The organism is Flavobacterium hydrocarbonoxydans, assembly GCF_009789235.1.
In the GTDB taxonomy this organism is placed as follows: Bacteria; Bacteroidota; Bacteroidia; order Flavobacteriales; family Flavobacteriaceae; genus Flavobacterium; species Flavobacterium hydrocarbonoxydans.
This window is the reverse complement of the sequence record NZ_WSTB01000003.1, coordinates 461,785-477,129: the sequence shown is the minus strand read 5'-3', so window position 1 is coordinate 477,129 and position 15,345 is coordinate 461,785. Positions and strand designations below refer to the sequence as shown.

Here is a 15,345-nt window from a genome sequence, read left to right as displayed (position 1 = left end):
TGGCAGTAAATGTTAACGATCCGGGTACACCAACCACAACATCAGCTACACAGGATTTCTGTTTAGAAGATGCGCCAACAGTTGCCGATATTGCAGTAACACCAGCTACAGCAGTTTGGTACAGCAGTGCTACAAGCACTACGCCATTACTTGCTACGGATGCTTTGGCAGATGGAAATTATTATGCTACCATTATAGACGCTGTTACAGGTTGTGAGAGCGCAGTAAGATTGGTTGTAGCAGTAAATGTCAACGATCCGGGTACACCAACTACGACATCAGCTACACAGGACTTCTGTTTAGAAGATGCTCCAACAGTTGCCGATATTGCAGTAACACCAGCTACAGCAGTTTGGTACAGCAGTGCTACAAGCACTACACCATTATTAGCTACAGATGCTTTGGCAGATGGAAATTATTATGCTACCATCATAGACGCCGTTACAGGTTGTGAGAGCGCCACTAGATTGGTTGTAGCAGTAAATGTCAACGATCCGGGTACACCAACTACGACATCAGCTACACAGGATTTCTGTTTAGAAGATGCTCCAACAGTTGCCGATATTGCAGTAACACCCGCTACAGCAGTTTGGTACAGCAGTGCTACAAGCACTACGCCATTACTTGCTACAGATGCTTTGGCAGATGGAAATTATTATGCTACCATTATAGACGCTGTTACAGGCTGTGAGAGCGCCACCAGATTGGTTGTAGCAGTAAATGTCAACGATCCGGGTACACCAACTACGACATCGGCTACACAGGATTTCTGTTTGGAAGATATGCCAACCGTTGGGGATATTGCGGTAAACGAAAGTAATGTAGTTTGGTATAGTACCGTTACAGGAGGAACACCAATTCCAGCTACAACAGCTTTGGTTGCTGGATCATATTTTGGGGAGTTAACTTCTTTAGGGTGTGTAAGTGCTACAAGATTGCAAGTAACAGTTAATATTACAAATCCAAATACACCAACAACACCTTCAGCAACGCAAAACTTCTGCGCAGGACTTGCGCCTACAGTATCTAGTATTATTGTTAATGAAACTAATGTAGTTTGGTACAATACAGCTACAGGAGGAACTGCTATTCCGGGTTCAGATCCATTAACAGCGGGTGTATATTACGGAGCAATTTTGGATCCGGCTACTGGATGCGAAAGTGCAACACGATTACAGGTAACAATCAATTTAGGAAGTTCAAATAATCCTACTACAAATGATGCTACACAGAGTTTCTGTTCAATAGATAATCCAACCGTTGCAGATATTCAGGTAATTGAAAGTAATGTTAGCTGGTTTGAAACAGCAACAAGTACTACACCAATACCTCCTACAACTGCATTAACTTCAGGAATGTATTATGGAGCCATTTTAGATCCTTTAACAGGTTGTCAGAGTTTAGTTCGTTTAGAGGTTACGGTTACCGTTGGTAATCCTAGTCCAACGCCAACGACTAATGATGCTACACAGGATTTCTGTTTAACAAATGCACCTACAGTTGCTGATATTCAGGTTAACGAGGCAAATGTAGTTTGGTACAGTACTCCAACAGGGGGAACCGTAATTCTAGGCACCACTGCTTTAACAACCGGTTTGTATTACGGAGCGATTATGAATAATGAAGGATGTGAAAATCCAGTTCGTTTAGAAGTAGATGTAAAAGTGAATACAGAAGGTATCATCACAACAGACAAACCTATTCAGACATTTTGTTTATCAGCAATTCCAACAATTGCAAATATTGAAGTGAACGAATTGGATGTTGCCTGGTACACTTCTCCTTCTGGTGGCACAATGTTAGCATCAAATACACCACTTACAGCCGGAATTTACTATGCAGGAGCATTGAATAATACAACAAACGGTTGTGGGGCAGCTCCAAGATTAGCCATAGAAATTAATTTTAGCAGTGATGATGCGGTACAGATAACTTCAAATGATGATACACCTTGTGTATTCCAGGGAGTAACGTATTCAATCGCAAATGGAAAATCAGATTATGTTTGGTCAATTACAAACGGAACAGTTGTTTCCGGCGGTGGATCAACAGATGGATCGGTTACGGTTTCATGGTCTGATATTGGCTCTGGTACTATTTCAGTAACCTATATTAATACTTGTAATGACCTTACAACTAAAACATTAAATGTTACGGTAGCTACTTGTTCAGATTTAACAATAACCAATACGGTAAGTAATCCTTCACCAAATTTTGGAGAAGAGGTAGTATTTACAGTTGAAGTTAATAATGTAGGGGAAGGTAATTTTGTAAATCTGTTGGTAAGTAATTTATTGCCAAATGGTTATGAATTGGTTGGAGCATCTGTTACAACAGGTGTATATGATCCTGCAACAGGAATTTGGAGCATTCCAGCTTTAGGAGCTGGTTTGAGTGAAACTCTGGAAATCACTGGAACGGTATTATCTCCTTCAACATCTGGATTTGTAACTCCTGATTATACGTCTGTAGCAACCATAGAAATATCAACTCCTTTAGATGTTGATGCTTCTAATAATACAGCTACTGCTACTATAGATCCAATATGTTTGACAGTTTATAACGAATTTACTCCAAATAATGATAATGCCAATGATCTTTTCAGAATTGACTGTATCGAAAATTATCCAAATAATGAACTGAAAGTTTATAACAGATACGGTGCTTTGGTTTACAGCAAAAACAATTATGAAAATGATTGGGACGGAACTGCAAATGTTTCAGGAACAATCAATAAAGGAGATATGTTACCAACAGGAACTTATTTTTACGTGATAGACATTGGTGATGGAACGGTTAAAAAAGGATGGTTATCTATCATGAGATAATCAGATTTATTAATCATCTAATTAATTAAACTAAATAAGTATCGTTATGAAACTATATATAAAATCATTAGAAACGTATTTCATCTTAATATGTTCTTTTATCACGTATTGCGCAAATGCGCAGCAAGACCCTCAATATACACAATATATGTATAATACGATGGCTGTTAATCCTGCCTATGCAGGTTCGACAGGAACTCTCGAAGCCACTCTTTTACACCGTTCGCAATGGATTGGTATCGATGGAGCACCTACAACACAATCGTTTAGTATTCATTCGCCTTTAAGAAACGAAAAAATTGGTTTAGGACTGAGTGTAGTAAACGATAAAATAGGCCCTTCAAACGAGTTGTATCTAGATGGTAACTTCTCTTATTCATTACCATTAGGGTATGAAAAAAGATTAGCCTTTGGTTTAAAAGCCGGAATGCGACTGCTAAATGTTGATTGGTCAAAAGGACGATTTTACGATCCAAATGATGTATTGTTAAATCAAAACATCGACAATCAGGCAAAAATTGCCATAGGAGCAGGGGTATATTATTATACTGAAAAATGGTATGTAGGGCTTTCAGTTCCAAGTTTTATTAAAAACAACTATTATGATGACGTAAAAGAATCTATAGATTACGAAAGTTTACATTATTATTTAATGGGAGGTTATGTTTTTGATTTGAACATGAATTTAAAATTCAAACCGGCATTTTTAGTAAAAGCAGTGAGTGGAGCGCCACTTACTGCTGATCTATCAGCGAATTTTATGATTCAGGAAAAATTTGTCCTTGGAGCTTCTTACAGAACAGATGATTCGTTAAGTGCCCTGGCGGGTTTTCAGATCTCCAAAAGCTTTTATATAGGCTACGCGTTTGATTATACGGTAAGTGAGTTGAATAAATACAATGATGGATCTCACGAAATCATCTTGCGTTATCAATTTAATAAAGATCAAAGTAAAATTAAATCACCTCGATTCTTCTAAAAAATAAACCTATGAAAAAGATATATATTCTAGTTTTGGTATTTAGTTTTGCAACGCTTTTTGCCCAGAAAACCAATTTAAAAAAGGCTGATGCGTTGTTTAAAAACTACTCCTATGTTGATGCAGCAATCGCTTATGAAGAAATTTTGCAAAACATAGACAGTCCTTCGGCACAAACTTTAAAAAATGCTGCCGACTCCTATTATTTCACTTCAGATGCCAGAAATGCCTTAAAATGGTATAAAAAACTATACGAAGTACAAGGCAATAATCTGACTGATATTTATTATCTAAGATATATCCAATGTATGAAAGCTGTTATGGATTATAGTGCGGCTGATAAAATGACAAAGGAATATCTTAATAAAAAAGGCGATCAGAATGAAATTAACCGTTATGTGGCTCAAAAGACCTATATGGATAGTATAGCCAAAACAAAATCGCTGTATGATATAAAAAATTTAGACATCAATACAACCAAATCTGATTTTGGAGCTACTTTTTTTCAGGACAGAATTGTATATACTTCGGCTAGAGATACTACAAATTTTGGCGAAAAATTATACAACTGGAACAATCAGCCGTTTCTTAATTTGTACGTTGCCGATAGAAATCCTGCTGACGGAACTTTGTTTAACGAAACACTTTTCCTGCCGAATGTCATGACGAAATACCACGAAGCTACCGCAACTTTTGATACAAAGGGGAGTACAATCTACTATTCGACCAATATTGTAAAGAAAAATAAATTGGTTATAGATGAAACAAAAACCAATAATTTTCAAATCATCAAAGGCGATATTGTAGCAGACAAACTTCAAAATCCTCAAAAAGTGTTTTTTGACAGTGATGATTATTCCGTTGGACATCCTTCATTAAGTGCAGATGGAAAATGGCTTTTCTTTGCATCAGATATGCCGGGTGGTTTTGGAGAAACAGATTTATATGCAGTAAAAATTGCAGATGATGGGACCATGGGAAGCCCTGTGAATCTGGGTTCTAAAATTAATACTATAGGTAATGATCTTTTTCCTTTTTTCAGAAATGGAATCCTTTATTTTTCTTCTGACGGACATTATGGATGGGGCGATTTGGATGTTTACGAGAGCACACTTCTGGCTGACGAAACCTTTTCAACTCCCCGAAATTTGGGAGCTCCAATCAATAGCAATAAAGATGATTTTGCTTTTATAATTGATGATTCAGATAGTTTTGGCTATATATCTTCAAACAGAGCATTGGGTAAAGGTGATGATGATATTTATTCCTTTAGAAAAGGCAGACCAATCTGTAACCAAAGTATTTCAGGTATTGCTGTTGACAGAAAAACAAAATTACCATTGACAGATGTAACCATTGTTGCTTACAACCCATACAATGAAGTGCTTGCTGAAACAAAAACGAATTATGACGGAAATTACGCTATAACCGTTCCTTGTGATAATATGGTTAAAGTAGTAGCATCTAAACTGAATTACAGCAACGACGATAAAACCGTTCAGACTACCAAGGAAAACGCAGGCGAAATCAAAGATGTTAATTTCGAATTGAGTAATTATGATGACTTGGTTGTGAAAAAGAAAGGTGTCGAAAAAGTGGATGTAAAACCAATTTATTTTGACTATGATGAATATTTCATAACTCCTTTAGCGATTGAAGAACTGACTAAAGTGGTATTTATCATGCAGAAATTCCCTAACATCCGAATCAAAATTGAGTCACATACAGATTCAAGAGGTAAAGATGCTTACAACTTAAAACTTTCGGATAACAGAGCAAAATCAACCCGCGATTATATAATTGCACAGGGAATTGATCCTTCAAGAATCGAAAGTGCGATAGGATATGGCGAAAGCCGATTAATAAACAACTGTAAAAACGGTGTGAAATGTACTGAAGAAGAACATTTGTTAAACAGACGTTCAGATTTCATCATTATTCAGAAATAGTCTATTTTTTAAGCTAATGATTTCATTATCAGTTATAAAATTTAGAACTTAAAAAACCATTTGGAAGTTGGTTTTGGTTAATTTTTGTTAGATTAATGGGAATGGAGGAAATCAGGTTGCATCTTTTTGTAACCTGATTTTTACTTTTCAAAACTTATTGGATTTTCATTAAAATGAATAAAAAATAATTCTAATTTTGGGTAATATTTACTAAATTTATAATTCGCACTATTCCACTATTTTATGAATATTCAAGATACTATCCAGTCACTACGAGAAGAACTTAATCAGCATAATTACAACTATTACGTTCTTGATAATGCAACTATTTCAGATTATGATTTTGATAGTAAATTAAAACAGCTGCAGGATTTAGAAAATCAGAATCCGGAGTTTTTTGATGAAAATTCCCCAACACAAAGAGTGGGTGGTACGGTGACCAAAAATTTTAAAACCATACCACATCAGTATCGTATGTATTCTTTGGATAACTCCTATTCAAAAGAAGATTTGGCAGATTGGGAAACCAGAATTCAAAAAGTACTCGGAAATGTTACCGTACAATATACCTGCGAATTAAAGTATGACGGAGCTTCTATAAGCATCACTTACGAAAACGGAAAATTGACACAGGCACTGACCAGAGGAGATGGTTTTCAGGGAGATGATGTGACCAATAATATCAAAACAATCAAATCGATACCTTTAAAGTTGAAAGGAAATTATCCGGAAAAATTTGATATTCGAGGAGAAATTATTTTGCCTTTTGCCGGTTTCGAAAAAATGAATCAGGAATTAATAGAAATAGGCGAAACGCCTTATTCAAACCCTAGAAATACAGCTTCCGGAAGCTTGAAGCTGCAAGATAGTACTGAAGTAGCAAAACGCCCATTAGAATGTTTATTGTATTTTGTTACCGGTAATGATTTGCCTTTTTCGTCTCAGTTTGAAGGATTGGAATCTGCCAGAAATTGGGGATTTAAAGTTCCAAAAGAAGCTAAACTGGCTAACAATCTGGACGAAGTATTTGAATTTATTGATTATTGGGACATACACCGTCATCATTTACCGTATGAAACAGATGGCGTTGTCGTAAAAGTAAACAGCATTCAGCATCAGGAAGAATTGGGTTATACGGCCAAATCTCCTCGTTGGGCAATGGCTTATAAATTCAAGTCAGAACAGGTTTCGACAACATTAGAATCAATTTCGTATCAGGTAGGAAGAACCGGCGCCATTACACCTGTTGCAAATTTAAAACCGGTGCAGTTAGCCGGAACTATTGTAAAACGCGCTTCTTTGCACAATGCCGATCAGATTCAGAAACTGGATATTCGCATAGGCGATGACGTTTTTGTAGAAAAAGGAGGCGAAATTATTCCTAAAATTATTGCTGTTGATCTTACCAAACGTTCTGAAGATTTACAGCCAACAGTTTACATTACACACTGTCCGGAATGCCAGACAGAATTAGTCAGAAACGAAGGTGAAGCCAATCATTATTGCCCTAATTTTTACGGATGTCCTCCGCAAATTATAGGCAGGATTCAGCATTATATTTCAAGAAAAGCAATGGATATTGAAGGTCTTGGAGGAGAAACGGTTGCACTTCTTTTTAAGAACGGATTGGTTCATAATTATGCCGATTTATACGAATTAAAAGTAGAAGATATTTTGCACTTAGAAAGAATGGCGCAAAAATCTGCTGAAAATCTGGTAAATGGTGTTCAAAAATCAAAAGAGATTCCTTTCGAAAGTGTTTTGTTTGCCTTAGGAATTCGATTTGTAGGCGAAACGGTTGCAAAAAAACTGGCGAAACATTACAAAAATATAGACGCACTAAGTCAGGCTTCGTTGTTGGATTTAGTTTTAGTGGATGAAATCGGAGACCGAATTGCCAGAAGTGTAATTGAATTTTTTGAAAATGCTGAAAATAAAATTATAATTGAAAGATTAAAAAACCAGGGAGTTCAATTTGAAATTGTAGAAAAAATAAATCCAAATGCTACCGAAAAATTCATCGGGAAAACATTTGTAGTTTCAGGTGTATTTACGCAATTTTCAAGAGATGATTTAAAGAAAACCATCGAGGATAACGGAGGTAAAGTAGGTAGTTCAATATCAGCAAAAACTGATTTTGTGGTGGCAGGAGATAATATGGGACCCGCAAAATTAGAAAAAGCGACCAAGCTGAATATACCGATACTTTCGGAACAGGATTTTATAAACAAATTAAATGAAAGCGAATAGGCCATCATTAATTCTTTACTTTACAGCATTACTGCTCACTATAATTTTTGATTGTACAAATCAGGAATTTTTAGCAGTCTATGCCAAAGCAATTGTGGTGCCTTCTATCTTCTTTTATTTTTTTGTCAGTAATAATAACAAAATTGATAAAGTCAAATTTTTGATATTTTTCTTCTGTTTTGTAGGTCAGGTTTTTGACCTGATGGATATTGAAATTTCGAATATTGGAGAGTTGTTTAGCTTTTTAATCGTCTATCTTTTGTTATTAAAATTAATTATTGTTGATTACGAAAAGATAAAAATTAAAAAAAGCGATTTTCTTCCGGTAACAATGGTCATTATTTTTATCGTTTATCTATTAATATCTGTCCTGAATTTACAGTTTGATAATGTAGATGAATTCCATTTTGCGTATATTTTCTACGGAATTGTTTTAAGTATTTTAGGTTTCGTGTCTTATGTAAGTTATATAACAAAAGGAACTTATGTATCGTTATTGCTAACCTTAATGTCGAGTTGCTTTATTTTTTCAGATATCTTCTATATTTTTATTCAATTTTTTTCAGATTCCATTGCGCTTGTTTTGATTCAGGACATTACACAAATTGGCTCTTACTTTTTTATGGTAAAATATTTTCTGGAGAAAAAAAGTAAAAATACTGTAGCATTACACTATAATTGATTTTCCTACTGATGATTTTGTTTTGTCATTATCAAAATAAAAATCAATTCGGCCTAAATTAATGCCATAACAACCTACCTGATTCACCAAAAGATCTTCTCCCGCTTTATTTTTTACAATAGTGGGTTTGTCTAAAAAAGTATGGGTATGTCCCCCAATAATCAAATCGATATCCTGAGTTAATTCCGCTAGTTTTAAATCACAAATTTTCGAATCATTATCTCTGTATTTGTAACCCAAATGCGAAAGACAAATTACTAAATCGCATTTTTGTTCTTTTTTTAATAATTGCGTCATATCCTGAGCAATTTCTACAGGATCATTATAAACAGTTTCCTGGTACATTTTTTTATCAACCAAACCTTGAAGTTCAATTCCGAGACCAAAAACACCAATTTTAATTCCGCTTTTATTAAAAATTTTATACGGTTTAACCAGACCATTCATAACCGTATTTTTAAAATCGTAGTTGGAATTGATAAATTCAAAACTCGCATGCGGCATTTGAGCATACAAACCATCAAGGCCATTATCAAAATCGTGATTTCCTATTGTAGAAGCATCATATTTCATCATGCTCATGAGCTTAAATTCAAGTTCACCTCCATAATAATTAAAGTAAGGAGTTCCCTGAAAAATATCACCTGCATCAAGCAAAAGTACATTCGGGTTTTCTTTACGAATAGTTTCTATAAGAGCAGCTCTGCGCGAAACACCGCCTTTGTTAGGATTACGCGGATCATCTGCAGGAAAAGGATCTATGTGGCTATGTACGTCATTAGTATGTAAAATGGTTAAGTGTTTAATATCAATTTCACTGGTTTTAAAACTACTCAACGATATACCTAAGCTTAATAATGCAGTGCTGGCAGCTGTTTTTTCGATGAATTCTCTTCTTTTCATGGGTATATTTTTGTTCTGAAACGTCTTCTTTTTTTAATAAGGTCAAAATGCAATTACTCTTCCGTAATTCGAATGTCTTTTTTTACAGGAATAGTATCTACTTCTTTAAAATAATCAATAAGCACATTTCGCAGTTTGTAATTCAGGTCATAAGTTTGAACATTATTTTTAAAAAACAGCATATTATCACCGCCATTAGCCAAATAATCATTTGTTGCGACATAATAAATTTTATTTAGTTCCAAAGGTTTTCCCTGAATCAGAATATTAGTGGCAGTATTGTTTTTTGTGATGGTAAAAGTCATTCCGGCTAAAGGATGTGGTTTTTTCTCCTTAATAATATAAGAAGTCATTTCCTGAATTTGTTCTCCTTTCAAAGCCAGAACCACTAGATTATTTTCAAAAGGCATAATTTCAAAAGCAGTTCTTGTGGTAACATTTCCTTTTGGTAAAATGGCTCTGATACCGCCATGATTCAAAAGACAAATGTCAATATCTTTGTTTTCAAGGGTTTTAAAAACCTTATTTCCTCTTTCTAGACATACATCTCCCATAAGGTTTCCAATGCTGGTTTGCCATTTTCCTGAGCTTTTATCTAACGTTTCGGGACAATACGCTAAAATATTGTCTAAATCTTTATTGATGTGCTCTCTGTAGGGTTTTATAAAGTTTTCAATTTCAAGGGTTTCGGATTGTTTTTCAGTTACAGAAAGCTGTTTTCCTTCTATCTTCGAGAGGTGATATTGTTGCTTGCTGCAGGAAAAAAATAAAAAAAGTGTTAAGAATATAACAAAAAGTTTTAAAACTTCGTTATACTTTTTTAGTTTTACCATCTTTAATGCGACTTAAATAATTAATTTTGTAATCTAGTAAAAGTACTATGTTTTTAAATTATATAAAGGAATTTTTTGTAAAAAAAACATTAAATAAAAATTTACATAAAGTAAAAAACGAAGTCTTTACCAGTAAGATACAAACTGTTGGTTTACTGATTGATGAAAGTGATTTTAGACATTCAGAAAAATTAAAAGAAGTTCTTGTTTTGAATGGTATTCATCCGGAAAACATCAGTATTGTAGCGTACAGAGATAAATTAAAGAAGAAAAAAGAGTACAGGTTGCCCACTTTTAGTAAAAAACAATTGAGTTGGAGAGGGCAGTTTTCTGAAGTTTTTCTAAATGAATTTATAGAAACAGAATTTGATCTTTTGATTAGTTATTATGATATCGAAAAGCCAATTTTGATGTTGATGACACAGAAATCGAAAGCGAAATTTAAAGTAGGATTTGCTTCAGTTGATAAACATTTTAACCGCTGGATGATTAATACTTCTTTAGAAAATTATAAACTTTTCATTTCGGAATTGTTTAGGTATTTAAAAAACATAAAATAATTATACATTAGAATATGCAATCATTAATAGGAACTGGTGTTGCGCTTGTCACTCCATTTAAAAAAGATTTCTCCATTGATATTGAAGCCCTACAGCGAATAGTTAATTTTTCTGTCGATGGAGGTGTTGATTATCTTGTTGTTATGGGTACAACAGCTGAAAATGCGACTTTAACACAAGATGAAAAAGAATTGGTTATCAAGACTATAGTTGATACTAACAAAGGAAGATTGCCTTTGGTTCTGGGTGTTGGAGGTAATAATACTATGCAAATAGTTGAGGAATTAAAAACACGAGATTTTTCTGCATTCGACGCCATACTTTCGGTTTCTCCCTATTATAACAAACCTACTCAGGAAGGAATTTATCAGCATTTTAAAGCAATTGCAGAGGCTTCTCCAGTACCTGTGATTTTATATAATGTTCCTGGCAGAACGGCTAGTAATATGTTGCCGTCAACGGTAATTCGTTTAGCAAATGATTTTGAGAATGTTGTCGCCATAAAAGAAGCGGCTGGCGATATGGCTCAGGCATTACAATTAATAAAAAATGCACCAAAAGATTTTCTGGTAATTTCCGGTGATGATATGATTGCCTTGCCGATTGTTTTGGCAGGTGGAGCAGGAGTAATCTCCGTAATTGGACAAGGTTTTCCAAAAGAATTTTCAGAAATGATCCGTTTAGGACTCAACAGAAAAGTAAACGAAGCATTCAAAACACAATATTTATTATCAGATTGTATCGATATGATTTTCGAACAAGGGAACCCGGCAGGTATCAAACAAGTCTTTCAGGCCCTTGGTATTGCTGATAACACAGTTCGTTTGCCATTGGTTTCTGTAGATGATTCCTTAGCAAACAGATTAAATGAATTTGTTAAAAACAGTATCAAATAAAAGCAAGATTCTCTGTATTTTATTATACAAAAAAAATATTTTGTAGTAGCTAAATTAATAACTAAATTTGCCACCGAAACTTCGGTGTGATTTTGCTTAGGCACAATTGTCGCAAGAATCATAATAAAAGTAATAAAATGAAAAAAATAGTTTCTCTATTAGTTGTAGTTGTCCTTTTTTGTTCTTGTAGTGATTACCAGAAAGCCTTAAAAAATGAAGATGTTGCAGCAAAGTTTGAAATTGCTACAAAAATGTATGAAGCAGGGAAATACAATAAGGCAATTAGACTTTTTGAACAATTAGCTCCTACCTACAGAGGAAAACCTCAGGCTGAAAAGTTGTTTTATATGTACTCTCAGTCTTATTATAAAACAGAACAATATTATTTAGCCGGATATCAATTCGAAAGTTTTGTTTCAGGTTACCCACGTAGCGAAAAAGTGCAGGAAGCTGCTTTTTTAGGTGCTTACAGTTATTCAAAATTAGCTCCTGTTTATAGTTTAGATCAGGTTGATACAGTAAAAGCATTGGATAAATTACAGGCATTTATTGATATGTACCCAAATTCAGAATATATCCCTCAGGCTAATGAAGCTGTACAAAAATTAAACGGAAAGCTAGAGAAAAAAGCGTATGAAGTTGCAAAAGGTTACAATACAATTTCAGATTATAAGTCAGCATTGATTGCTTTTGATAATTTTATTGCTGATTTTCCGGGAACACCATTCAAAGAAGACGCTTTGTTTTACAAATACGATTCGGCATACCAATTGGCAATCAATAGTGTGCAGTCTAAAATGGAAGAGCGTTTAAATGTTGCCAAAGTAGCCTACAATAACTTAATAAAGTTCAATAGTGCTACAAAATACAAAAAACAAGCAGACGAAATGAATGCTAGAGTTGAAACAGATTTACAAAAATTTACTAAATAAATAAAGTCATGGATTTAAAAAAGACGAATGCTCCTGTTAATACAATAACTTACAATAAAACAGTTATTGAAGAGCCAACAGGAAATGTGTATGAGGCAATTACCATTATGGCTAAAAGAGCAAATCAAATTAATTCTGAAATCAAAAAAGAATTAACTGAAAAATTAGAAGAGTTTGCTACTTATAATGACAGTCTTGAAGAAGTTTTTGAAAATAAAGAACAAATTGAAGTTTCTAAATTTTACGAAAAATTACCAAAACCACATGCTTTAGCAGTTCAGGAATGGTTAGATGGTAAAACTTACCACAGAGGTTCAAACAAATAATATAGTACAATGTCAGTTTTAAACGGGAAGAAAATTTTGCTGGGAGTTTCTGGTGGAATTGCAGCCTATAAAACAGCTTCATTAGTACGACTCTTTATCAAAGCAGGTGCACATGTCCAAGTGATCATGACACCTGCTTCTAAGGATTTTGTAACGCCACTTACGTTATCGACTTTGTCAAAAAATCCTGTATATTCTACATTTTATAATGAAGAGGATGCTGATGCACAATGGAACAACCATGTCGAACTTGGCCTTTGGGCTGATTTGATGGTCATTGCTCCGGCAACTGCTAATACCTTGTCTAAAATGACAAATGGCAATTGCGATAATCTTCTTATAGCTACTTATTTATCGGCAAAATGTCCTGTTTATTTCGCACCGGCAATGGATTTGGATATGTACAAACATCCTTCGACGATTGCTAGTTTTACAGCTTTAAATCAATATGGAAATATCATGATTCCTGCTGAAAGCGGAGAATTAGCAAGCGGTTTATCTGGCGAAGGCCGAATGGCAGAACCTGAAAATATTGTGGCTTTTCTGGAGGCTGATTTAGAAAGCAAATTACCCCTTAAAGGAAAAAAAATACTAATTACTGCAGGTCCTACATACGAAGCAATAGATCCGGTACGTTTTATAGGTAATCATTCTTCAGGAAAAATGGGGTTTGATATTGCAAATGAAGCCGCAAATCTGGGAGCACAGGTTGTTTTGGTTTCTGGACCAACTCATTTTAAAACAAAAAACAGTTCGATTGAGGTAATAAATGTTGTTTCGGCACAGGAAATGTATGATGCTTGTCATTTGTATTATGAAAGTGTAGATGTTGCGATTGCTGCTGCTGCTGTTGCGGATTATAAACCAAAAGTAGTTGCTGTTCAGAAAATTAAAAAAGCTCCGGATGAGTTTTCGATTGAACTCGAAAAGACAAAAGATATTCTATTATCTTTAGGAGTGGCTAAAAAAAATCAGTTTTTAATTGGCTTTGCTCTGGAAACTGAAAATGAAATTGAAAATGCTAAGTTGAAAATTCAGAAAAAAAACTTAGATTTGATTGTTCTAAATTCATTGCAGGATAAAGGTGCAGGTTTTCAAAAACCAACGAATAAAGTTACTTTTATCGACAAATCTTTTAAGGTTGAACCGATGGAATTGAAAACAAAAGAATCAGTTGCGGTTGATATTTTAAACAAAGTGATATCGCATTTTTATGAAATCGCCAAATAATACTTTTGTTGCTCACAAACAGCAATAAACTTACAGGCGATATCATATATGATTACTAAAAAGCTTCAGCATATATGAAAAACAAAATAGTTACTTTTCTTGTATTTTTAATTTTTGGCTTTGCACAGGCACAACAGTTAAATTGTGTAGTTACTATAAATACAGAACGATTACCAAATCCCAACCTGCAAGTTTATAAAACCTTACAAACAGCTTTGTCTGAATTTATAAACAAGACAGATTGGACAGGAACGGCTCTTAAACAAAATGAGCGCATCAATTGTTCAATGTATATCACACTAGCTACAGCTACTTCGGATCAGTTTTCTGGGACCATTCAGGTACAATCATCAAGACTGATTTATAATTCATCGTATTCTTCCCCGGTTTTTAATTTTAACGATAAAGACTTTAGTTTTAGATATACTGAATATGAAAACTTATTGTTTAATCCAACGGTTTATGAGTCGAATTTAGTTTCTGTGATTTCCTATTACTGTTATATGATTTTAGGATTAGATGCGGATACGTTTCAGTATGGTGCTGGAAATTCTTATTTCGAAACAGCTCAAAACATAACAAATGTTGCCCAGCAAGGCGGCTCAAGAGGCTGGACCCAGGCTGACGGACTTCAGAACAGGTATTTTTTGATTAATGATATTTTGTCACCAACGTATGCTGATTTGCGTCAGACCATGTATGGGTATCACGCGGGTTTGGATGTTATGAGTCAGGATTTAAAAAGTGCCAAAGAAAAAGTTAAATCATCTCTGTTATTAATAGGGAAACTAAATTCAGTAAAACCAAATGCTTTTCTGACCCGGGTTTTCTTTGATGCAAAATCAGACGAAATTGTTTCTATTTTTTCAGGAGGACCGAGTATTCCGGTTACTGATCTTTCTGATGTTTTAAATAGAGTATCACCATTAAATGCTACTAAATGGGCTCAGGTTAAGTTCTGAGTTTTAGTATTGTCT

General features: G+C 34.4%; 13 protein-coding genes. 11 read left to right on the top strand and 2 right to left on the bottom strand.

Annotation, left to right across the window (positions count from 1 at the left end):
• The 5 genes from GON26_RS07825 to GON26_RS07805 all read left to right on the top strand — a co-directional run.
• Nucleotides 1-2,828, top strand: a 2,828-nt coding sequence (locus GON26_RS07825) for an Ig-like domain-containing protein (protein WP_160374270.1), incomplete at its 5' end; no start/stop codon positions are given.
• Between the two features lie 46 nt (nucleotides 2,829-2,874).
• Complete coding sequence (locus tag GON26_RS07820) at nucleotides 2,875-3,807, top strand: PorP/SprF family type IX secretion system membrane protein (RefSeq protein WP_160374269.1); 933 nt, start codon at nucleotides 2,875-2,877, stop codon at nucleotides 3,805-3,807.
• A gap of 11 nt (nucleotides 3,808-3,818) precedes the next feature.
• Nucleotides 3,819-5,756 carry an OmpA family protein gene (locus tag GON26_RS07815; RefSeq protein WP_160374268.1) on the top strand — a complete coding sequence of 646 codons (1,938 nt, stop codon included), beginning with the start codon at nucleotides 3,819-3,821 and terminating at the stop codon, nucleotides 5,754-5,756.
• Nucleotides 5,757-5,999: 243 nt separating this feature from the next.
• Nucleotides 6,000-8,006: an NAD-dependent DNA ligase LigA gene (ligA, locus tag GON26_RS07810; protein ID WP_160374267.1), complete on the top strand. Its 2,007-nt coding sequence runs from the start codon at nucleotides 6,000-6,002 to the stop codon at nucleotides 8,004-8,006.
• On the top strand, nucleotides 7,993-8,688 hold the full coding sequence (locus GON26_RS07805; protein WP_160374266.1) for a hypothetical protein: 696 nt from the start codon (nucleotides 7,993-7,995) through the stop codon (nucleotides 8,686-8,688). Before ligA ends, GON26_RS07805 begins: the two co-directional genes overlap by 14 nt.
• On the opposite strand, the gene GON26_RS07800 is transcribed toward GON26_RS07805, so the two are convergent.
• Entirely contained in the window at nucleotides 8,674-9,591 is a 918-nt protein-coding gene (locus GON26_RS07800; protein ID WP_160374265.1) for a bifunctional metallophosphatase/5'-nucleotidase, read from the bottom strand. The two genes, GON26_RS07805 and GON26_RS07800, sit on opposite strands and share 15 nt — an antisense overlap.
• A 53-nt stretch (nucleotides 9,592-9,644) precedes the next feature.
• Nucleotides 9,645-10,424 (bottom strand): 5'-nucleotidase C-terminal domain-containing protein, encoded by a 780-nt coding sequence (locus tag GON26_RS07795; protein WP_160374264.1) that lies wholly within the window; start codon nucleotides 10,422-10,424, stop codon nucleotides 9,645-9,647.
• Nucleotides 10,425-10,471: 47 nt separating this feature from the next.
• On the opposite strand from GON26_RS07795, the gene GON26_RS07790 reads away from it, so the two are divergent.
• From GON26_RS07790 to porD, 6 genes are all read left to right on the top strand, one after another.
• The gene (locus tag GON26_RS07790; RefSeq protein WP_160374263.1) at nucleotides 10,472-10,984 is read left to right on the top strand and encodes a DUF6913 domain-containing protein; all 513 of its coding nucleotides are present in this window, start codon (nucleotides 10,472-10,474) and stop codon (nucleotides 10,982-10,984) included.
• Between the two features lie 14 nt (nucleotides 10,985-10,998).
• Nucleotides 10,999-11,880, top strand: a complete 882-nt coding sequence (gene dapA, locus GON26_RS07785) for a 4-hydroxy-tetrahydrodipicolinate synthase (protein WP_160374262.1) — start codon at nucleotides 10,999-11,001, stop codon at nucleotides 11,878-11,880.
• 137 nt (nucleotides 11,881-12,017) lie between these two features.
• On the top strand, nucleotides 12,018-12,812 hold the full coding sequence (locus GON26_RS07780; RefSeq protein ID WP_160374261.1) for an outer membrane protein assembly factor BamD: 795 nt from the start codon (nucleotides 12,018-12,020) through the stop codon (nucleotides 12,810-12,812).
• A gap of 8 nt (nucleotides 12,813-12,820) precedes the next feature.
• A complete protein-coding gene (locus tag GON26_RS07775) occupies nucleotides 12,821-13,138 on the top strand; it encodes a DNA-directed RNA polymerase subunit omega (RefSeq protein WP_007807938.1) in 318 nt (105 codons plus the stop codon).
• Between the two features lie 9 nt (nucleotides 13,139-13,147).
• Nucleotides 13,148-14,368, top strand: a complete 1,221-nt coding sequence (coaBC, locus tag GON26_RS07770) for a bifunctional phosphopantothenoylcysteine decarboxylase/phosphopantothenate--cysteine ligase CoaBC (RefSeq protein ID WP_160374260.1) — start codon at nucleotides 13,148-13,150, stop codon at nucleotides 14,366-14,368.
• 74 nt (nucleotides 14,369-14,442) lie between these two features.
• Nucleotides 14,443-15,330, top strand: coding sequence for a type IX secretion system protein PorD (gene porD, locus GON26_RS07765; RefSeq protein ID WP_160374259.1), 888 nt, complete (start codon nucleotides 14,443-14,445; stop codon nucleotides 15,328-15,330).
• Nucleotides 15,331-15,345 lie beyond the last annotated feature (15 nt).